At 71.3% G+C, this 20,436-nt stretch carries 18 protein-coding genes and 3 tRNA genes; 8 read left to right on the forward strand and 13 right to left on the reverse strand.

Annotated elements, in window-relative coordinates; all coding sequences use genetic code 11:
* Position 1: 1 nt before the first annotated feature.
* Complete coding sequence (gene leuC, locus ACLBXX_RS17330) at positions 2-1,474, reverse strand: 3-isopropylmalate dehydratase large subunit (protein WP_387136838.1); 1,473 nt, start codon at positions 1,472-1,474, stop codon at positions 2-4.
* Positions 1,475-1,738: 264 nt separating this feature from the next.
* The gene (locus ACLBXX_RS17335) at positions 1,739-2,812 is read right to left on the reverse strand and encodes a TerC family protein (RefSeq protein WP_447659047.1); all 1,074 of its coding nucleotides are present in this window, start codon (positions 2,810-2,812) and stop codon (positions 1,739-1,741) included.
* Positions 2,813-3,057: 245 nt separating this feature from the next.
* Between ACLBXX_RS17335 and ACLBXX_RS17340 the strand changes: the two genes are divergently transcribed.
* Together ACLBXX_RS17340 and ACLBXX_RS17345 are read left to right on the forward strand one after the other, a co-directional pair.
* Positions 3,058-3,615 (forward strand): RNA polymerase sigma factor, encoded by a 558-nt coding sequence (locus ACLBXX_RS17340; protein ID WP_310291304.1) that lies wholly within the window; start codon positions 3,058-3,060, stop codon positions 3,613-3,615.
* Positions 3,612-4,790, forward strand: a complete 1,179-nt coding sequence (locus ACLBXX_RS17345; RefSeq protein ID WP_447659048.1) for a DUF4349 domain-containing protein — start codon at positions 3,612-3,614, stop codon at positions 4,788-4,790. The genes ACLBXX_RS17340 and ACLBXX_RS17345 overlap by 4 nt, the downstream gene beginning before the upstream one ends.
* A 77-nt stretch (positions 4,791-4,867) precedes the next feature.
* On the opposite strand, the gene ACLBXX_RS17350 is transcribed toward ACLBXX_RS17345, so the two are convergent.
* Positions 4,868-4,940: transfer RNA gene (locus ACLBXX_RS17350), tRNA-Glu, on the reverse strand.
* A 42-nt stretch (positions 4,941-4,982) separates the two neighbouring features.
* Positions 4,983-5,058: transfer RNA gene (locus tag ACLBXX_RS17355), tRNA-Glu, on the reverse strand.
* A 118-nt stretch (positions 5,059-5,176) separates the two neighbouring features.
* Between ACLBXX_RS17355 and ACLBXX_RS17360 the strand changes: the two genes are divergently transcribed.
* Positions 5,177-5,815, forward strand: coding sequence for an MBL fold metallo-hydrolase (locus ACLBXX_RS17360; protein ID WP_310291308.1), 639 nt, complete (start codon positions 5,177-5,179; stop codon positions 5,813-5,815).
* Between the two features lie 90 nt (positions 5,816-5,905).
* Here the strand turns inward: ACLBXX_RS17360 and ACLBXX_RS17365 are convergent, their stop codons facing one another.
* From ACLBXX_RS17365 to ACLBXX_RS17380, 4 genes are all read right to left on the reverse strand, one after another.
* On the reverse strand, positions 5,906-6,175 hold the full coding sequence (locus ACLBXX_RS17365) for an HPr family phosphocarrier protein (RefSeq protein WP_045297931.1): 270 nt from the start codon (positions 6,173-6,175) through the stop codon (positions 5,906-5,908).
* Between the two features lie 63 nt (positions 6,176-6,238).
* A complete protein-coding gene (locus ACLBXX_RS17370; protein WP_447659049.1) occupies positions 6,239-8,314 on the reverse strand; it encodes a PTS fructose transporter subunit IIABC in 2,076 nt (691 codons plus the stop codon).
* Positions 8,315-8,352: 38 nt separating this feature from the next.
* On the reverse strand, positions 8,353-9,294 hold the full coding sequence (gene pfkB, locus ACLBXX_RS17375; RefSeq protein ID WP_447659050.1) for a 1-phosphofructokinase: 942 nt from the start codon (positions 9,292-9,294) through the stop codon (positions 8,353-8,355).
* Complete coding sequence (locus ACLBXX_RS17380; protein WP_447659051.1) at positions 9,291-10,070, reverse strand: DeoR/GlpR family DNA-binding transcription regulator; 780 nt, start codon at positions 10,068-10,070, stop codon at positions 9,291-9,293. Before ACLBXX_RS17380 ends, pfkB begins: the two co-directional genes overlap by 4 nt.
* A 74-nt stretch (positions 10,071-10,144) precedes the next feature.
* On the opposite strand from ACLBXX_RS17380, the gene ACLBXX_RS17385 reads away from it, so the two are divergent.
* Positions 10,145-11,065, forward strand: coding sequence for an aminoglycoside phosphotransferase family protein (locus ACLBXX_RS17385; RefSeq protein ID WP_447659052.1), 921 nt, complete (start codon positions 10,145-10,147; stop codon positions 11,063-11,065).
* Positions 11,066-11,128: 63 nt separating this feature from the next.
* On the opposite strand, the gene ACLBXX_RS17390 is transcribed toward ACLBXX_RS17385, so the two are convergent.
* The 3 genes from ACLBXX_RS17390 to ACLBXX_RS17400 form a co-directional block, all read right to left on the reverse strand.
* A tRNA-Gln gene (locus ACLBXX_RS17390) sits at positions 11,129-11,200 on the reverse strand.
* Positions 11,201-11,269: 69 nt separating this feature from the next.
* Complete coding sequence (gene gltX, locus ACLBXX_RS17395) at positions 11,270-12,799, reverse strand: glutamate--tRNA ligase (protein WP_447659053.1); 1,530 nt, start codon at positions 12,797-12,799, stop codon at positions 11,270-11,272.
* Between the two features lie 11 nt (positions 12,800-12,810).
* A complete protein-coding gene (locus ACLBXX_RS17400) occupies positions 12,811-13,782 on the reverse strand; it encodes a LysR family transcriptional regulator (RefSeq protein ID WP_447659054.1) in 972 nt (323 codons plus the stop codon).
* Positions 13,783-13,863: 81 nt separating this feature from the next.
* Here ACLBXX_RS17400 and ACLBXX_RS17405 point away from each other — a divergent pair, with 81 nt between their 5' ends.
* From ACLBXX_RS17405 to ACLBXX_RS17420, 4 genes are all read left to right on the forward strand, one after another.
* A complete protein-coding gene (locus tag ACLBXX_RS17405; protein ID WP_447659055.1) occupies positions 13,864-14,931 on the forward strand; it encodes an aminotransferase class V-fold PLP-dependent enzyme in 1,068 nt (355 codons plus the stop codon).
* A 78-nt stretch (positions 14,932-15,009) separates the two neighbouring features.
* Entirely contained in the window at positions 15,010-16,629 is a 1,620-nt protein-coding gene (locus tag ACLBXX_RS17410; RefSeq protein ID WP_447659056.1) for an N-acyl-D-amino-acid deacylase family protein, read from the forward strand.
* Positions 16,626-17,012, forward strand: coding sequence for a RidA family protein (locus tag ACLBXX_RS17415; protein ID WP_387136810.1), 387 nt, complete (start codon positions 16,626-16,628; stop codon positions 17,010-17,012). The genes ACLBXX_RS17410 and ACLBXX_RS17415 overlap by 4 nt, the downstream gene beginning before the upstream one ends.
* Positions 17,012-18,271 carry an alanine racemase gene (locus ACLBXX_RS17420; RefSeq protein WP_447659057.1) on the forward strand — a complete coding sequence of 420 codons (1,260 nt, stop codon included), beginning with the start codon at positions 17,012-17,014 and terminating at the stop codon, positions 18,269-18,271. The genes ACLBXX_RS17415 and ACLBXX_RS17420 overlap by 1 nt, the downstream gene beginning before the upstream one ends.
* A gap of 16 nt (positions 18,272-18,287) precedes the next feature.
* Here the strand turns inward: ACLBXX_RS17420 and ACLBXX_RS17425 are convergent, their stop codons facing one another.
* A complete protein-coding gene (locus ACLBXX_RS17425; protein WP_447659058.1) occupies positions 18,288-19,589 on the reverse strand; it encodes an MFS transporter in 1,302 nt (433 codons plus the stop codon).
* Positions 19,582-20,349 (reverse strand): fumarylacetoacetate hydrolase family protein, encoded by a 768-nt coding sequence (locus tag ACLBXX_RS17430; protein ID WP_310291338.1) that lies wholly within the window; start codon positions 20,347-20,349, stop codon positions 19,582-19,584. The genes ACLBXX_RS17425 and ACLBXX_RS17430 overlap by 8 nt, the downstream gene beginning before the upstream one ends.
* Between the last annotated feature and the right edge of the window lie 87 nt (positions 20,350-20,436).

The following is a 20,436-nucleotide window of genomic DNA, read 5'->3' on the forward strand; positions in this document are numbered from 1 at the left end:
GTCAGGCCTCCGTGCCCTCGGCTGCGGCCGCGACGGGCGCGGGAAGGTCGCCCGGGCTCGCGAGGCGGCCCATGACGGCGGTGGCCGCGGCGACGAGCGGCGAGACGAGGTGCGTGCGGCCGCCCTTGCCCTGACGGCCCTCGAAGTTGCGGTTGCTCGTGGACGCGCAGCGCTCTCCAGGAGCGAGCTGGTCGGGGTTCATGCCGAGGCACATGGAGCAGCCGGCGAAGCGCCACTCCGCGCCGAAGTCCTCGATGACCTTGTCGAGGCCCTCGGCCTCGGCCTCGAGGCGGACCCGGGCCGAGCCCGGGACGACCATGACACGGACACCGTCCGCCTTCTTGCGACCTTCGATGACCGACGCGAACGCACGGAGGTCCTCGATGCGGCTGTTCGTGCACGACCCCATGAACACGGCGTCGACGGGCACCTCTTTGAGCGGGGTGCCGGGAACGAGATCCATGTATTCGAGCGCACGCTCTGCGGCGGCGCGCTCGTTGGGGTCGGCGAAGTCTTCCGGCGACGGGACGGACGCGCTCAGCGAGACGCCCTGGCCCGGATTGGTGCCCCACGTCACGAACGGCTCGAGCTCGGCGGCGTCGAGGAACACCTCGGCGTCGTACACCGCGCCCTCATCGCTGGGGAGCGTCCGCCAGTAGGCGACGGCGTCGTCCCAGTCCTGGCCGGTCGGCGCGTGCTCACGGCCCTTCACGTACGCGAAGGTGGTCTCGTCGGGCGCGACCATTCCGGCGCGGGCGCCGGCCTCGATCGACATGTTGCAGATCGTCATGCGGCCCTCCATGGAGAGGGACCGGATGGCGCTGCCGCGGAACTCGAGCACGTAGCCCTGCCCGCCGTTCGCACCGATCTTGGCGATGATCGCCAGCACGATGTCCTTGGCGGTGACGCCGGGCTTCAGCTCGCCCTCGACCGTGATGGCCATGGTCTTGAAGGGCTTGAGCGGGAGCGTCTGCGTCGCGAGGACATGCTCGACCTCGCTGGTGCCGATGCCGAACGCCATCGCGCCGAACGCGCCGTGCGTGGAGGTGTGCGAGTCTCCGCAGACCACCGTGATGCCCGGCATGGTCAGACCCAGCTGCGGTCCGACGACGTGGACGATGCCCTGCTCCTTGTCGCCGAGCGAGTGCAGGCGCACGCCGAACTCGGCGGCGTTGCGCCGCAGCGTCTCGATCTGGGTGCGGCTCGTGAGGTCGGCGATCGGCTTGTCGATGTCGAGCGTCGGGGTGTTGTGGTCCTCGGTCGCGATCGTCAGGTCGAGGCGCCGCACCGGGCGGCCCTCCGCCCGCAGACCGTCGAAGGCCTGGGGGCTGGTGACCTCGTGCACCAGGTGCAGGTCGATGTAGATCAGGTCCGGCTGACCGTCTTCGCCGCGGACGACGACGTGATCGTCCCACACCTTCTCGGCGAGGGTACGGGGACGGTCGGGAATGCCGGATGCATCGGTCGTGCTCATTGCTAGTCGTTCTCCTCTGTGGGACTGCGCCCGAAAGGGGTGGGGCCCGCGACGAACTCCGCGACGAGGGAGGCCTGGGGACTAGGACTCGTCGCGGCCGCTAAGGAGAAGGCGAGCGATCCGCACGTGCCCAGGCTACCACCGCCGAAACGGGCACCCGTGCCGCCGCCGTCATCTGCCGTCTCCCCCGCGCCTCCCGCGCCTCCCGCGCCTCGGGCCGCCGACGGCGGTCGGCGGCCCGAGGGATACGGCTGAGGAAGGAGATCAGCGAGCGTCGTCCGAACGGGGCTGATCGACCGTGGGAGGGGTGCCCTTCTCGTCCGCCACGACGGCGGCGGCAGCATCCGCGTTCGGCATCTTCTTCTCACGCGCGGACGCGACGAGGCTCGCCACCGTCGCGACCAGCATCGAGATGATGATGACGCCGAGCGACATCCACGTCGAGATCTCGGGCGCCCATTCGATCGGCTCGCCGCCGTTGATGAACGGAAGCTCGTTGACGTGCATGGCGTGGAAGACGAGCTTCAGACCGATGAAGGCCAGGATGAACGCGATGCCGTAGTGCAGGTAGCGGAGGCGATCGAGGAGGTCGCCGAGGAGGAAGTAGAGCTGGCGGAGGCCCATGAGCGCGAAGATGTTCGCCGTGAACACGATGAACGCGCTCTGGGTGATGCCGAAGATCGCGGGGATCGAGTCGATCGCGAACAGCAGGTCGGTCACGCCGATCGCCGCGAACACGATGATCATCGGCGTCCACATCTTCTTGCCGTCCACGACCGTGCGGATCTTCGCGCCGTCGTAGTGGTCGCTGATGTCGATCGTGCGGCGCAGCATGCGCACGACGAAGTTCTCCTGCTTCACGTCGGAGTCGTGGTCGCCGCCCGGGAAGGCCTGGCGCCACGCCGTCCACACGAGGAACGCGCCGAAGATGTAGAAGACCCAGCTGAACTCCTCGATGACGGCGGCGCCGACCATGATGAAGATGCCGCGCAGCACGAGGGCGATGATGATCCCCACCATCAGGACTTCCTGCTGATAGCGCCGCGGAACCGCGAACTGGCTCATGATCAGCACGAAGACGAAGAGGTTGTCGATCGACAGGCTGTATTCCGTGAGCCAGCCGGCGACGAACTGGCCGGCGTACTCGGGCCCGGCGACGATCCACATGATGCCCGCGAAGATGAGCGCGAGGGTCACGTAGAAGACGACCCAGAGCGTGGACTCACGCGTCGAGGGGATGTGGGGCCGCTTGAGGATGAGCAGCAGATCCGCGAGCAGGATCAGGGTGAGGATCACGAGTGATCCGATTTCGAACCACAGCGGGAGTTCGAGGTCCATGGAGGGCCTTTCGAAGGGACGTGAGAGGGGTCGGCGGAATCCGAAAGTCTCTCCCCCGCCGGCTGACCGCCTGCGGCGCGCACCCGGGGTCGCAGTGTCGGGACCCGTGATGACGGATGCGCGGTGTCGGGATACTCCCTCTCGCTCGCAACAGAATACAGGCTCGGCGGGCTGCGATCAGCGCCCGTGAGACGATCCAGGCGATGCGGACACTGACACGGTGAGAGACAATTCGGAGGATGGGGATGGCCGACGACGACGTGCCGGGCGACGCCGAACTCGTGGTGCTGGCTGCGGGCGGGAGCGAGCACGCCTTCCGCACGCTGTACCGGGCGTACGTGCGCCCGGTCTACTGGCTGGCGCACGGGCTCGTCGGCAACCCGGCGGACGCCGAGGAGGTCACCCAGGAGACGTTCCTCGTCGCCTGGCGCAAGCTCCCCGACCTCGACCTGGTCGGCGATTCGCTCCTGCCCTGGCTCGCGACGATCTGCCGGTTCCAGTCCGCGAACCGCATCCGCCGGCAGCGGCGCGACCGCGAGCACACCGGGGCCGCGGCCGACGAGACCCTGCCGTCCACGGTCGACGTCGAGCAGCAGGTGATCGACGACCGCCTGGCGGAGGCGATCCTGCACGAGGTCGCCGGACTCGGCGAGCTCGATCGGGCGATCTTCCGGCTGTGCGCGACCGAAGGGTACGCGTACCAGGCGGCCGCCGACGAGCTCGGTGTCGCGCACGGCGTCGTCCGCAACCGTCTCTCCCGCATCCGCACCCGACTGCGGACCGTTGTGAAGGAGAGCACATGAGCACGCAGCCCCCGGGTCCCGAGACCCCCGCATCCCTCCCCGAGCTCAGCAGCGAGCGCATCGACGAGATCGAGGACGCTCTCTTCGCCGACATCGCGCACGAGCGGGCACGCCTGTCCGCACGGCGCACGCGACGAGGACGCCTCTGGATCGCCGGCGGCGCGGCAGCCGCGGTGATCGCCGTCGCGGCCGTCATCGCCCCGTCGGTGGGCTCATTGGTCAGTCCCTCAGGGGGCGGCGTCGGCGACGAATACGCCGTCGCGCCCGTCGCGCCCGCCGACTCCGGGCCCGGCGCGAACACGACGGACTCCTCGGGTGCCGACACGCGCGAATCCGCACCGCTCACGGTCGCCCCGGGAGCAGCCGGCGACACCGCCGCCGGCTCGGCGGCCGCTGATCGCGACATCATCACCACGGCCTCTGCGACGGTCACCGCCGAGGAGGTCGACGTGGCCGCGCGGACCATCGCCAACTCGGCAGTCGCCCACAGCGGCTATGTCGAGTCGATGAGCGTCGGAAGCGACGGCACGGTGTACCCGGTGAGTCCCAGCGACGGCGGCATCGTCTACGACACCATGCCCTACCCGTATCCGACGGACGGCGCGTGGATCACCGTCCGCGTCCCCGCCGACCAGCTGCAGAGCGTCGTCGACGAGCTCGGCGACGTGGGCGAGGTGACGGCGACCAACCTGTCCCGTCAGGACGTCACCGAGCAGACGGTGGATCTCGAGGCCCGCATCGATGCGGCACAGGCGTCTGTGGACCGCCTCACCGAGCTGATGGCACAGGCGCAGAGCGTCGCCGATCTCATCGCCGCGGAGTCCGCGCTCTCGGAACGCCAGGCGACGCTGGAGTCCTACCAGCAGCAGCTCGAGATGCTCGACGACCAGGTCGCCATGTCGACGCTGTCTGTCACGGTCGTGCCCGAGGTCGAGCCGGTGACCGCCGATCCCGCCGGGTTCGGCGACGGCCTCGCCGCCGGCTGGAACGGCCTCGTCGCCACGCTCAACGGCATCGTGGTGGCGCTCGGCTTCCTCCTGCCCTGGCTCGCCGTGGCGGCCGTGATCGCCCTCGTGGTGTGGGGCATCGTGCGACTCGTGCGCGGGCGTCGGCGTCGGCGGACGGGTGCTGCGACCCCGCCTCCCTCGTCGGTCGAAGCCGACCAGCCGCGCTGAGCACTGCGGCGCCGGCGTGTGCCGGTACAGCGAAGAGCCCCCGGGTCCTGGTGGACTCGGGGGCTCTGTCACGCGTGTGACCCCAGCGGGATTCGAACCCGCGTTACCGCCGTGAGAGGGCGGCGTACTAGGCCGCTATACGATGGGGCCGTACAGCGCGCCGCAACCGAGGTTGCGACGTTGTTGCCTGACTGGTGACCCCAGCGGGATTCGAACCCGCGTTACCGCCGTGAGAGGGCGGCGTACTAGGCCGCTATACGATGGGGCCGTTCAGGCAACCGTTCGATTATGCCACGGGCCACAACCCCTCTCCAAATCGACGCGGGCACAGGCGCGCCGCCCCCTCATCGCTTGCTCCGACGACGCCGTAGCGCTTGACTCGACGCATGCGAGTCACGAAGTTCGAGCACGCCACCCTGACCCTCGTCGACACCGGCAGCACGGTCGTCATCGACCCGGGGTCGTTCACGGCCCCGCTCGGAGACCTCGAGGGCGTCGTCGCGATCGTCATCACGCACGAGCACCCCGACCACTGGACACCGGACCACCTGGACCGCATCCTCCAGACGTTCCCGGGGACGCCGATCTTCGCCCCCGAGGGCGTATCGAAGGCGGCCGAGGGTTACAACGTGACGATCGTCCATCCGGGCGACGTCGTCGAGGTCGAGCCGTTCCGCCTCGAGTTCTTCGGCGGCCGGCACGCGGTGATCCACGAGTCGATCCCGGTCGTCGACAACGTGGGAGTGCTCGTGAACGACGAGTTCTACTACCCCGGAGACTCGTACGCCGTCCCGAAGGGACGAGCGGTGAAGCTGCTGGCGTCTCCGGTCGGCGCCCCATGGCTCAAGATCGGCGAGGCGATGGACTTCGTGCTCGCCGTCGCCCCGCGGCGCGTCTTCGGCACGCACGACATGACGCTGTCGGTCGCGGGCCGCGACATGGGCCGCGCGCGCCTGGGCTGGGCGGCCGAGCAGGACGGCGGGGAGCTCCTCGCACTGAACCCCGGGGACAGCACCGACATCTGAACCGGGAGCGCCGGAAGACGCCGCAGAACGCGGACGACGGATGCCGCAGCGGCTTCGACCCGCGGCATCCGTCGTCACATTCTTCGGTGCTTACTGTGCGTCGAGGTCCGTCTCGAGCAGAGCGACCAGGGCGTCCAGCGCCTCTTCCGCGCCGTCGCCGTCGGCCTTGAGGGTCACGACGGTCCCCTGCGAGGCACCGAGGCCCATCAGCGACAGGATGCTGCCGGCGTTGAGGTCGGCACCGCCCTCGACCGCGATCGTGACCGGGACGGGCTGCGCCTGCACGGCCTGCACGAAGAGCTTCGCGGGGCGGGCGTGGAGTCCCGAACTGCTGGCGATGGTGGCCTGACGTTCTGCCATGGTTCTCTCCTGTCTGTGTCGGACCTCGGCGGTCGACGATTCCGATTCTGGCGGACGACGACCTCAGGCCGCCACGGGTACGCGCGCTTCGGCCTCTTCGAGCTCCTTCGGGGCGATCCACTTCTTGAGGGCGATCACCGTGAGGGCCGAGACGACCGTGCCCGCGGCCAGGGCGATCAGGAACCCCCAGATCGGGTTGATCGCGAAGAGGACGAAGATGCCGCCGTGAGGCGCCAGCGATTGGACGGCGAACGCCATGCTGAGCGCGCCGGTGACCGCGCCACCCGCCATCATCGCCGGGATGACGCGGAGCGGGTCCGCCGCGGCGAACGGGATCGCGCCCTCGCTGATGAACGCCGCGCCGAGCAGCCAGGCCGCCTTGCCGTTCTCACGCTCGACCGGGGGGAACATGTTTCGCGCCAGCACTGTGGACGCGAGCGCCATCGCGAGCGGGGGGACCATGCCGGCGGTCATGACCGCGGCCATGATCAGGTACGGCGTGGTGTTCTCCGCCGACGCGGACGCCAAGCCCGCGACCGCGAACGCGTAGGCGACCTTGTTGACCGGACCGCCCAGGTCGAAGCACATCATGAGACCCAGGATCACGCCGACGAGGATGATCGCGCCCGTCGCGGCGAGGCCGGTGAGCCAGTCGTTCAGCCCGACCATCAGGGTCGCGATGGGCCGGCCGAGGAACAGGATCATGAGCCCGGAGGCCACGATCGACGCCACGAGCGGGATGATCACGACAGGCATGAGTCCGCGCAGCCAACGCGGGGCGTTGAATCGCCCGATCCACCACGCGACGTAGCCCGCGAGCAGACCACCGATGATGCCGCCGATGAAGCCGGCGCCCATCAGGGCTGCGATCGCGCCGGCGACGAAGCCGGGGGCGATGCCGGGGCGGTCCGCGATCGCGAAGGCGATGTAGCCGGCCAGCGCCGACACCAGGAAGCCCATCGACGTCACGCCGATCACGAAGAACACCGACCCGAAGTACTGCGCGAGCCCGCCCTCCGGCAGCGCCCACAGCGCGTTGTCCTTGATAACCGTGAATGCCGCGTCGTCGGCGTTGACGTTGACACCGCCGATGAGGAAGCCGAGGGCGATCAGCAGACCGCCGCCCGCGACGAACGGGATCATGTAGCTGACGCCGGTGAGGAGGATCCGCTGGATGCGGGCACCCCACGACATCGTCTCTGCGGGGGCCGCCGCAGCGGCGGGCGCCTCTCCCCCCCCCCCCCCGGGGGGGCCCGCCGCAGCGGCGCCCGCCTCTCCCCCCACCCGCGTGGCGGACGGGTCGTTCGCGGCGGCGACGGCCTCCGAGATCAGCTGGTCAGGCTGCTCGATGCCGCGCTTGACGCCCGACCGCACGACCGGCTTGCCGGCGAACCGCTGCGACTCGCGCACGTCGACGTCGGTGGCGAAGATCACGGCGTCGGCGTTGCGGATGACGTCGGACGGAAGCGCCTGATACCCGCTCGAGCCCTGCGGCTCGACGACGAGGTCGATGCCGGCCTTCTTGCCGGCCGCGGTGAGGGCGTCGGCGGCCATGAACGTGTGCGCGATGCCGGTCGCGCAGGCCGTGACCGCGACGACGCGTGCCGGGCGGCCGTCGACGACGAGGCCCGATGCGGCACTGGGTGCCGCGGCGGCCGCAGGCGCGGCGGGGGGCGGCGCCGCCCCCCCCCCCCCCGCGGGCCCCCGCCCCGACCCCACGACGTCGTCGTCGGACGAGGCGGCGCGCAAGCCCGAGGTGAAGTCCTCCTGCATGAGGCTGCGGGCGAGCTTCGAGAGCACCGCGAGGTGCGCCTCGGCGGCGTCCGCGGGGGCGGCGATGAGGAACACGAGATCGGCGGCGCCGTCCGGCGCTCCGAAGTCGACGCCCGGGTTCAGTCGCGCGAAGGCGAGGGACGGGGTCGTCACCGCGGCGCTCTTGGCGTGCGGGATGGCGATGCCGCCGGGAAGCCCGGTCTCGTCCTTCTCCTCACGGGCCCACGCGTCGGCGTAGAGCGCTTCGGCGTCGGTCGCGCGACCCTGCGCGACCACGCGTGCGGCGAGGGACCGGATGACGGCGGCCTTGTCGGCGCCCAGGGGGACGTCGAGGCTCACCAGGCCTGGGGTGATGGTGTCGGACACGGTGACCTCCTGCGGTCGTGGGGTGGGGTGGGTGGGTGTCAGTCGAGACGTGTGACGGGCACGTCGCCGGTGGGAAGGTCTGCGGGAGCTGGCGCCTTCGTGCCGGGAAGGGATGCGGCGGCCGACCCGTACCGAACGGCCAGGCGCAACCGCTCGCCGTTGTCGGCACCGCGGGTCGCAGCGAGCACGTATCCCGCGAGCGAGCTGTCGCCCGCGCCGACCGTGCTCACGACCTGGATCGGCGGCGGCGTGGCCGCCCAGGCGCCCTCGGCGTCGACGAGCACGGCACCGCGGGAGCCGAGGGTGATGAGCGCAGCCCGCACGCGTGCGGGGACGAGAACGCGCGCGACGTCGAGCACCGCCCGCGGGTCGGCGCCGTCGATGGCGACGCCGGCGAGCTCGGCGAGCTCCTCGTCGTTCGGCTTGATGAGATCTGGCGCGCCGTCGGCGACGACGGCCGTGAGCGCCGGGCCGGAGGTGTCGACCGCGATGAGCGGGGCGTTCTCGCCGTGCGCCCGGCGAACGGCGGCGATCACGCGCACGTAGAAGTCATCAGCTACCCCGGGAGGCAACGAGCCTGCCAGCACCAGCCAACGTGCGCCGACGGATGCTGCCACCACCGCATCGATCACCGCGGAGACCTCGTCGGGCGAGAGCTCCGCGCCGGGCAGGTTCAGCTTCGTGGTGACCCCGGCCGGGTCGGTGATCGCGATGTTGGCGCGCACGTTTCCGCGGATCGGAACGCGCTCTGCGTCGACCTCGGCCGCGCGGAGGGCCGCGTCGAACGGATCACCCGGTGCGAGCGGCAGCACCGCGCTGCAGTCCTCGCCTGCAGCCGCAATGGCGCGGGCGACGTTGATCCCCTTGCCGCCGGCATCCTCCCGTGTGGAGGCCGCGCTCTGCACGTCCCCGACCTGCAGAGGGGCGGGAAGCATCACGGTGCGGTCGAGGGACGGGTTGGCGGTGAGCGTCACGATCATGCGAGCCAGACCTCCACGTCGGCGTCCGCGAGCGCGGACGCGAGTTCTGCGTCGGGTGCGGCATCCGTCACCAGCACGTCGATGTCGGACAGCGGCGCGAAGCCGACGAGCAGCTCCGCGCCGAGCTTCTCGGCGTCGGCCACGACGATCACACGACGCGCCGACTCGACGATCGCGCGCTTGACAGCCGCCTCGTCGGGGTCGGGCGTGCTGAGACCGAAGGTCGCGGACACGCCGTTGGTGCCGACGAAGGCGACGTCGGGACGCAGGGCGCCGATGGCGCGGACCGTGTCGGCGCCCACGGCCGCGGCGGTGAGTCCGCGCACGCGACCCCCGACGAGCGAGAGCGAGGCGCCCGGGACGCCGGCCAGCGTGTTGCCGAGGGTCAGCGAGTGCGTCACGACCTCGATCCGCGCGGTGGAGAGGCGCGGGATCAGCGCTGAGGCCACGGCCGCCGTGGTCGTGCCGGCATCGAGGAAGACGGATCCGGTGAAGTCGGCGCCGAGGGCGTCCAGGGCGCGCTGACCGATGGCGGCCTTGGCGCCGCCGTGGTGCTCGAGCCGCTCGGCGAGCGAGGGCTCGCGCGTGCTGGCCCGCTCCCGGCTCACCGCTCCCCCGTGAACCCGGCGCAGCGCGCCGGCCGACTCGAGGTGGTCGAGATCGCGGCGGATGGTCTCGGTCGTGACGTCGAAGCGCTCGGCGAGCTCGACGACGCTCACGCGGCTCTGTGCGGCCAGCAGGAGCTCGATCTGCTCGTGGCGCTCCGTCGCGTACATGTGGGAAACCCTCCGTTGGATTCCCACACATTACAACACATTCCCACATAATCGCAAGAGAGTATCTTCGTACGGTGCCCGACAAGCCCGCCGCCGAGATCTCGATCGACATCGCACTCATCCGCCGGCTGCTCGGCGGCCAGGCGGGCGCGATCATCCCCGACGCCACCGGCCTGCCCCTCCGCAAGGTCGCCGAGGGCTGGGACAGCGAGGTGTGGCGGCTCGGCGACGAGTACGCCGTGCGACTCCCCCGACGCGCTCTCGCCGCACCCCTCGTCCTGCACGAGCAGGCGGTGCTGCCGGGCGTGGCCGAGCGGCTCGCACCGGTCGGCCTGCGCGTTCCGGCGCCCGTGGTCGACGGTGTGGCGGGCCACGGCTACCCGTGGGCATGGTCCGTCGTGCCGTGGATCGACGGCGTCTCGGCTCTCGACCAGCCGCTCGCCGAGCGCGGCGAGTGGGCCGACACGCTCGCTCGTGCGCTCGCAGCTCTGCACGCGGACGCCCCCGACGATCATCCGGTCAATCCGTTCCGCGGTGTCCCCCTCGCCGCGCGCACGGACGCCGTCGAAGAGCGACTGCGGACGCTGCGCGCCGGCGGCATCCTCGACGACCCCACTGCGGATGCCGTGCACCGACTGTGGGAGGCCGGACTCGCGGCGGAGCCGTGGGATCGCACGCCGGTGTGGATCCACGGCGACCTGCACCCGGGCAACCTCGTCACACGCCACGGCACTCTCGCCGCGATCATCGACTTCGGCGACGTCACCGCGGGCGACCCCGCCTACGACCTGGCGGTCGCCTGGCTGGCCTTCGACGCCGCGGGGCGCGCGCGGTTCATCGCCGCAGCGGGCTCAAACTACGACGCCGACGTCTGGGTCCGGGCGCGCGCCTGGGCTGCCGCCGTCGTGCTCATGCTGCTCGCCCACAGCGACGACAACCCCGCCTACTTCGCGCTGGGACGGGATGCTGCCGCCGCGGTCCTCGCAGACGCCTGAGGCCGCGGCATCCACTGTCCAGGAAAACGAAAACCCCCGCTCAGCGGGGGTTTTCTCGTCTTGCTGGGGTACCTGGACTCGAACCAAGAACAACTGAACCAGAATCAGCCGTGTTGCCAATTACACCATACCCCAAGGCTTTCAGCCGAAGCGGTGCCGAGGAATGAGTCTACGCGACGCGGGCACGTGCTCCAAACCGAGCCGTCACCCGCGCGCGTCGAGCAGTGCTCCGAGGCGGCGGATCGACTCGGATTTGCCGAGCAGCTCCATCGACTCGAACAGCGGCGGCGACACCCGGCGGCCGCTCAGCGCGACGCGGAGGGGGCCGTAGGCGACGCGGGGCTTGAGGCCGAGGCCACCCTCCTCCACGGGCGAGATCAGGGCGCCGGCGAGGGCGTCCTGCACCGCGGCGGCGGTGAACTCGGTGTCGGGCACGAGCTCGAGGGCGCCGACCGAGGCGACAAGCACCTCGTTGGCGTTCGCCGGCAGGGAGGCGAGGGCGTCGTCCTGGTACGTGACCGCGTCGGAGAAGAGGAAGCCGAGCAGGCCCGGCGCGTCGCCGAGCAGCTGCATGCGCTCCTGCACCAGCGGGGCGGCAGCGACGAGCATGGCTTCCTGCGCCGGCGTCGGGTTCTCGGCGACCACTCCGGCAGCGGCCAGGTACGGCACCAGGCGATCGGCGAAGTCTCCGGGCTGCAGCATCCGGATGTGGTCGCCGTTGATCGACTCCGCCTTCTTCTGGTCGAAGCGCGCCGGGTTCGGGTTGACGTCGACGATGTCGAACGCCGCCACGAGCTCCTCGAGCGAGAAGACGTCGCGGTCGGGGCCGATCGACCAGCCGAGGAGCGCCAGGTAGTTGAGCAGCCCCTCGTGGATGAAGCCCTTGTCGCGCTGCAGGAAGAGGTCGGCCTTCGGGTCGCGCTTGGAGAGCTTCCTGTTGCCCTCCTCGCCGAGCACGAGGGGCATGTGCGCGAAGCGCGGGACGAACGTCGTGACACCGGCATCGACCAGTGCGCTGTACAGCGCGAGCTGACGGGCGGTCGAGGGCATGAGATCCTCGCCGCGGATGACGTGGGTGATGCCCATGAGCGCGTCGTCGACGGGGTTCACGAACGGGTACAGCGGCACGCCGCCGGCACGCACGAGCACGAAGTCGGGGAACGACCCGGCGGGGAAGGTCACCTCGCCGCGGATCAGGTCGACGTAGGTGAGGTCCTCGTCGGGCACGCGCAGGCGCCAGGCGGGCTCGCGGCCCTCGCCGCGGAAGGCCGCCTTCTGCTCGTCGGTGAGGTCGCGGTCGTAGTTGTCGTAACCGAGCTGCTTCGCGCGGCCGTTCGCCTCGTTGCGGGCGTCGATCTCCTCCGCGGTCGAGTAGCTCTCGTAGACGGCTCCGGCGGCGATGAGCTTGTCGAGCACCTCGCGGTAGATGTGGTGGCGCTGAGACTGGCGGTACGGGGCGTGCGGGCCGCCGAGCTCGACCCCCTCGTCCCAGTCGATCTTGAGCCAGCGCAGGGCGTCCAGGAGCTGCTGGTAGCTCTCCTCGCTGTCGCGCGCGGCGTCGGTGTCTTCGATGCGGAACACGAGCTTGCCGCCGGTGTGACGCGCGTACGCCCAGTTGAACAGCACCGTGCGGATGAGACCGACGTGCGGAAGACCGGTCGGCGAGGGGCAGAACCGGACGCGGACGTCGGTGCCGGTGGCGGTCGTGGTGCGGGGATCAGGCGAAGAAGACATCACCCCTGAGTCTAGTTGCGGGATGCCGCGGAACCAGGCTCGGCCAGGGGCTGGGCGATGAGCCGTGCGAGGGCGTCCAGCGTCGCGCGCACCGCGGGAACGCGGTCCGCGCCGCGCGCCGTCACGGTGTGGATGCGGCGCTGCTCCCCCGCCGGCAGCGGCACCACCGCCACCCCCGGCAGCTGCGGGAACGACTCGACCGCCATCCGGGGCAGCGTCGCGACGCCGATCCCCTGCGCGACGAGCCCCTCGACGGCGACGAAGTTGTCGGTCTCGAACGCGATGCGCGGGGCGAACCCTGCGCGCCCGCACAGCTCGAGCAGGTGACCCCGGCAGCGCGGGCACCCGGCGATCCAGTCGTCGTCGGCAAGGGTCGCGACGTCGATGACCTCCGCGGTCGCCGCCGGGTGCTCAGCGGGAAGCACCGCGAGAAGCTCGTCGGCGCCGACCGTCTGCACGGCGAGGCCGCGGGCGCTCGAGCCGTGCGGGTCGTCGCGGTCGCCCGGGTAGCTGAAGGTGAGGGCGATGTCGGTGCGGTCCTCGCGCACCGCCTCGACGGCCTCCGGCGGCTCCGCCTCGACGTAGGTGAGGGAGATTCCCGGATGCCGCTGCGCGAGGTCCGCGAGCAGGCGCGGCACGATCGTGGGCGAGGCGGACGGGAAGCCGACGAGGCGCACACGCGCGGCGCGGAGACCGCGGAGCTCGGCGAGCTCGCCGGCAGCAGCATCCAATGCCGTCGTCACGGCGGGAGCGTGCCGCGCGAGGATGCGGCCGGCATCGGTGAGGCGGACGCTGCGACCGACGCGTTCGACGATGGCGACCCCGAGGCGCTGCTCGAGGCGCTTGAGCTGCTGGCTCACCGCGGGCTGACTGTAACCCAGGGCGAGCGCGGCGCCCGTGATGGATCCTTCATCCGCGATCGCCTTCACCACGCGCAGTTCGCGCGCGTCGAAGCCCGGGTCGTCGTCCCACGCATCGGTCATGCCTGAATCATAAGCGTCTGTTATGTCCAGCATGGAACACCTGCCGTAGACGTGAGCAATCGCCACCGTCACTCTGGATGCATGCCCGCGATCGCTCCTTCCTCCGCCCTCGACGCCGCACGGCGTGAGTTCGCCGGCGGCCGCGATTACCTCGCGGCGTGCACGGTGGGCCTGCCGAGCCGGGCGACGCGCCGCGCCGTGCTGGCGGACCTCGACGCCTCCACATCGGGCCGTCCCGACCTCGCCGCCTACTGCGCGGCGGTGGAGCGCTCACGGGCGCTGTTCGCCTCGCTCGTGGGCGTCGGGGCCGAACGGGTGGCCATCGGCTCGCAGACCTCGGTTGCGGCGGGAATGGTGGCCTCCGCGCTCCCGCACGGCGCCGAGGTCCTCGTGCCCGAGGGCGAGTTCTCGTCGCTCGTGCTGCCGTTCGTCCACTCCGGCCGCGAGCTCGTCGTGCGCACCGCACCGCTGGCCGACCTGGCCGCGCACGTGCGTCCGACCACGGCGCTCGTCGCCTTCTCCGTGGTGCAGTCGGCGACCGGGGAGGTGGCGGATGCCGCGGCGATCGCCGCCGCAGCGGCCGCGCACGACGCCCTCACGCTGTGCGACGCGACCCAGGCCGTCGGGTGGCTTCGCGTCGAGGCATCCGTCTTCGACGCCGTCGTGTGCCACGCGTACAAGTGGCTGTGCGCACCGCGGGGCGTGTCGTTCCTGACGGTGTCGGACCGTCTGGGGGCGCGCATGACGCCGCTCAACGCCGGCTGGTACGCCGGGGACGACCCCTGGTCGTCGTGCTACGGCACGGACGTCGAGCTCGCACCCGACGCCCGCCGCTTCGACGTGTCGCCGGCGTGGCAGGCCTTCATCGGCGCCGCCCCGGCACTCGAGCTCTTCGCGTCGCTGGAGCCCGCGGAGCTACATGAGCATGCGACCGGCCTCGCTGCGGCGTTCCGCACGAGCCTCGGCCTCGCACAGCCGGAGCACGCGTCGGCGATCGTCACGTGGGACGACGCCGAGGGGTGCGATCTCGGGCGGCTGACGGCGGCGGGGATCACCGCATCCGGTCGATCGGGCCGCGCGCGCGTCGCGTTCCACGTGTTCAACGACGCCGACGACGTCGACCTCGCCCTCGCGGCGCTGGGTCATTGACAGCTCGCCCTCGGGGCATCCGGGCGACTGCGTAGACTGCCAACGCGGGTCAGCCGGGCCCCGCACGACGGAGGCCGCATGACCGCCCACCCCGACCGCACGGTGCTGCGCGGCGGCAGAGTGGTCGACGGCACGGGAGGCGACTCCCGCGAGGCGGACGTCGAGATCGCCGGCGATCGGATCGGCGTGATCGGCGACATCCCGGCGCGAGAAGGCGATGACGTCGTCGACTGCTGCGGACGCCTCGTGATGCCGGGCTTCGTCGACGCGCACACGCACGCCGACGGAGCCGTCTTCCGGTCGGACGTGCAGCTCGCGCTGCTGCGCCAGGGAGTCACGACCGTCATCTGCGGGCAGGACGGCGTCTCGTACGCCCCCGGGGACGGCATCTGGGCGAGCCGGTACTTCGCGGCGATCAACGGCGCGCACCCGACCTACGCGGGCGGCGGCGTCGCGGAGCTGCTCCGCACCTACGACAAGACCACGCCCCTCAACGTCGGCTACCTCGTACCTGCCGGCACCGTGCGTCACGAGGTCATGGGCATGGCGACGGGACGAGCGGATGCTGCGCAGCTGACCCGGATGCAGCGACTCGTGGCCGACGGTCTCGACGCCGGCGCGCTCGGGCTGTCGACCGGGCTCGACTACGTGCCCGGCATCTTCGCCGACACGGACGAGCTCGCACATCTGTGCGCTCCTCTGGCCGCGGTGGGCGGGCTCTACGTGACGCACATGCGGGGCGGCTACGAGACCAACACCGCGGCCGGCCTCGAAGAGGTCGTCGCCATCTGCGCGGCGGGTGACGCGCACGACGGCGTCCGCGGACACGTCTCGCACCTTCACGTCGACGCCGACGACGCCGGGCTGCTGCTGGCGGAGGCCGCAGCCTCCGGAGCCGATCTCTCTTTCGACATGTACCCGTACACCCGAGGCTGCACGCTGGTCTCTATGGCGGTGCTTCCGCCGGAGTACAGCGCGCTGGACGTCGACGAGGCGATCACCCGACTGTCGGATCCCGCCCAGCGCGCGCGGCTGCGCGACGAGTGGTTCCCCACCGTCGCGCACAAGCCGAGTCTCGGACCCGACTGGCCCTCGATGATCCGCGTCGGCCACACGCCCGCGAAGGACTGGGCCTGGGCGCCCGGACGGACACTCGCCGAGATCGCCGATCGTCGGCAGAGCTCGGTCGAAGAGGCGACGCTCGACCTTCTCGTCGCCGGGCGCATGGAGGTCAACGCGGTCATGGCGGTGCGAGACGAGCGCCCGGTCGAGAACCTGGCACAGCTGTTCGCGCACCCCGGGCACACCGGCAGCTCCGACGGCATCTTCATCGGGGCAGTGCCGCACCCCCGCGCGTGGGGCGCGTTCGGCCGGTTCCTGGGCACCTACGTCGGCCGCTCCTTCACGTGGGAGGGTGCCGCCGTCCACCTGTCCGCGCGCACCGCCGAGCGGTTCGGACTGGCCGATCGCGGCATCCTGCGTCCTGGCGCTGCGGCGGATATCGCCATCGTGGACCCGGCGACCGCCGCGGATGCCGCCACCTACGACGACCCCCAGCAGCCCGCGCGCGGCATCGACGACGTGTTCGTCAACGGCACGCACGTCCTGCGTGGCGGACAGCTCACCGGCGCCCTCGCCGGGCGCGGACTCCGCCGCTCCCCTGTCCCCTCATCCTCCCCCTCGAAAGGAAACCCATGACCAAGCAAGCCGTCCTCATCGAGAACGCTCCGAAGCCCGCCGGGCCCTACAGCCACGGCGTCGCTGCCGCGGGCATGCTGTTCACCGCCGGGTTCGGCCCGCAGGACCCCGCGACGGGCGAGGTCGTGCCGGGCGGCGTCTATGAGCAGACGCAGCAGGTGCTGCGCAACGTCGGCAGCGTGCTCGCCGCCAAGGGCGCTTCGTTCGACGACGTCGTGAAGGTGACGGCGCACCTGCAGCACCTCAAGCGCGACTTCGCCGAGTACAACCGCGCCTACGCCGAGTTCTTCACCGAGCCCTATCCGGTGCGCACCACGGTCGGCTCGGACCTGTACGACATCCTCGTCGAGATCGACGTCGTCGCGGTCCTCCCTGGCGAGTGATGTCAGCCCCACAGGGCGGCGTCGCCGATCGCGTGCTCGACGGGGCCGACAAGGGGCTGCCGTCGGATGCCGTGGGCCTGACCGTCGCCGAATTCCTGGCGCGCGGGCCACGGCTCGCCGACCTGTGGACGCCCCTCGTCGTGCTCGACGACCGCATGCTCGACGACAACATCGCGTTCCTGGCCGGCTGGGTGGCCGCGCGTGGGCTCGAGCTCATGCCGCACGGCAAGACCACGATGGCGCCGCAGCTGTGGCATCGGCAGCTCGATGCGGGAGCCACCGGCATCACCGTGGCGAACCCCTCGCAGCTGCGCGTCGCGGTGGATGCCGGCATCCCGGCGATCATGCTCGCCAACCAGCTCGTGCAGCCGGAGGCGATCCGGTGGACCGCCGACGCCGTCGCGACCGGCAGGAGGATCTGGAGCTGGGTCGACGACGTCGCCGGGATCGAGGCGATCGAGCGTGCCCTCGGCGAGCCGGTGGAGCGTCCGCTCGAGGTTCTCGTGGATGTGGGCCGTCCCGGTGGCCGCACGGGCGCCCGATCGCTCGAGGCGGCGGTCGCGGTGGCCGAACGCGCGGCGGCCTCGCGGGCCGTGCGCCTCGCCGGCGTCACCGGGTACGAGGGCTCCGTCGCGCACGGGCGCGGCGAGGAAGCACTGGCGTCGGCGAGGGCGTACATCGACGAGCTGCTCGCGGTCCACGACGCAGTGGCCGAGCTCTACGACGACGGCGACGTGCTGGTATCGGCCGGCGGCAGCGCCTACCCGGATGTCGTCGGGACGGCGTTCGCCGCCGCAGCCGTCGGGGGCGACCGCGCGCGTTTCGTCCTGCGCTCGGGGGCGTACCTCGTGCACGACCACGGCTACTACCGCCAGAACTCGCCGTTCGAGGGCGCGGGACTGCGCCCCGCGGCGCGCGGGGTCGCACGAGTCGTATCTCGACAGGACGCCGACACGGCGATCGTCGATGCCGGCAAGCGCGACTTCCCGTACGACGAGGGACTGCCGACGCCGCTGTACGCGATCACGAGTGACGGTGAGCGGATGCCGCTGACCGGCGCCGAGACCACCAAGCTCAGCGATCAGCACGGCTTCGTGCGCACCGGGCGCGATTCGCCGCTGTCCGTGGGCGATCTCGTGGTGTTCGGACTCTCGCACCCGTGCACGATGCTCGACAAGTGGCGGCTCGTGCCGGTGGTCGACTCGGTGGAGGATCTCGAGGCGGCGATCGTGACCGACCTCGTCGAGACGCGGTTCTGAGGGGCCCGTCGGGCCGTCAGGCGCCCGACGCGGCCTCCGGAGCCCGCGTGGTCGACGCCCGCCAGCCCAGCGGGGAGAGCACCACCGAGGCGGCGACGAGCACCATCACGACGAGCGCGAGCCCGCCGTAGCCGATCCAGCCGAGCAGCGCGCCGGCGGTGATCGCGCCGACACCGCCGACGATGCTCATCGTGAAGTCGCTGATCCCCTGCCGCCTGGTGCGCAGCTCCTCCGACGACGACTCGGTCAGCAGTGTCGAGCCTGCGACGGTCGACGCGCTCCACCCGAGCCCGAGCAGCACCAGCGCGACGGTGACCGCCGTCGTCGAGGCTTGGCCGAACGATGCCGTCAGCAGCGCGGCGGCGAGCAGCGCCTGACCCACGAGGATCGTCGGGACGCGCCCGACCTTGTCGGCGAGGATGCCGAAGACCGGCGAAAGCACGTACATGCCGGCGATGTGCAGGCTGATCGTGAGACCGATGATCGACAGGGTCGCGGCCTCCGTCGCCCCGTGGGTCAGGTGCGCCAGGTGCACGGGGGTCATGGCCATGACCGAGACCATGGTGCCGTGGGCCGCGGCGACCGCGAAGATCGCATAGCGCGCGGCCACGGGCCGGTCGGCCTTGGCGATCGCCCGGCTCGCCGCCTTCGCGGAGGCCACGACGCGCTGCGCGAGCAGCAGCGGGTCGGGTCGCATCGCGACCAGATAGAGGACGATGGCGAGCCCCTGCGCGACGATGGTGAACAGGTACGCACCCGTCAGCGGCGGCATCCCGATGGCGCCGCCGATCAGTTCGCCGGGACCGGTGAGGTTCGGGCCGAGGACCGCTCCCACGGTGGTCGCCCACACCACGATCGACAGATCACGGCCGCGGGACGCATCCGTCGCGAGATCCGCCGCGGCGAAGCGGGACTGCAGGTTCGCGGCCTGCCCTGAGCCGATGATGAGGAATCCGGCGAGCAGGACCGGGAACGATCGCAGAGCGACGGCGAAGATCACGAGGCCGACGCCGATGAGTGCGACGGCCATACCCGTGGTGAGTGACAGCCTGCGTCCGCGGCGGCGGGCGATCGCCGCGAGCGGCACCGCCGTCAGCGCCGTGCCGAAGGTGACGGCGGCCGCCGCCAGCCCCGAGAACGCGTCTTCGCCGGACAGCTCGGCCGCGAGCACCGCGCCCAGCGACAGCGTCGCACCGAACGCGAGCCCGCCGAGCACCTGCCCGCCCGAAAGGACCCACACGGTGCGTCGCTGGACGCGCGCGACCTCGTGAGCGGTCGGCGCGATGTCGACCGCCGGTTCTGATCCGGTCTCAGGCATCGCGGGCGGGATTGCGGAGCGTCCCGAGCCCGGTGATCTCGACCTCGACGGTGTCACCCGCGCTGATCTGGCCGACGCCGGCGGGGGTGCCCGTGAGGATGACGTCGCCCGGCAGCAGTGTGAAGGCGGCCGAGGCGAAGGCGATGACATCGGCGAGCGAGAAGATCATGTCGCTGATCGGACCCTGCTGGCGGACCTCGCCGTTGAGACGGGTCGTGATGACCGCGGGGCCGTTCACGTCGAAGTCGGTCTCGATCGCCGGACCCAGCGGGCAGGACGTGTCGAAGCCCTTGGCGCGCGCCCACTGGCCGTCCGACTTCTGCCAATCGCGCGCCGTGAGGTCGTTCGCGATCGTGTAGCCGAAGACGTAGTCGAGCGCGTTCTCGGCCGAGACGTTCTTGGCGATGCGGCCGATGACGGCGGCGAGCTCGCCCTCGAAGCTGATGAAATCCGACCCCTTTGGCAGCACCACCGCGTCGCCGGGGCCGATCACCGACGTGTTCGGCTTGAAGAACAGCATCGGCGACGTCGGCACGTCGTTGCCCAGCTCGGCAGCGTGGTCGCGGTAGTTGCGGCCGACCGCCACGATCTTGGAGCGGGGGATCACGGGCGCCAGCAGCGCGACATCGGCGAGCGGCACGCGCTCCCCCGTCGTCTCGTAGCCGGCGAACATCGGGTCGCCCGCGAGGACGACCAGCTCGCCCTCGTCGACGATTCCGAATCTGATGGCGTCGTTGTGGCTGAAGCGCGCGATCCTCACCCGCTCAGCCTAGCGAGAAGCGCCGTCGCCGGCCCCGGTGGCGTGGACCGCAACGACGGAGCGGACGGATGCCGCAGCATCCGTCCG

The sequence above is a fragment of the Microbacterium sp. C23T genome (assembly GCF_053345975.1).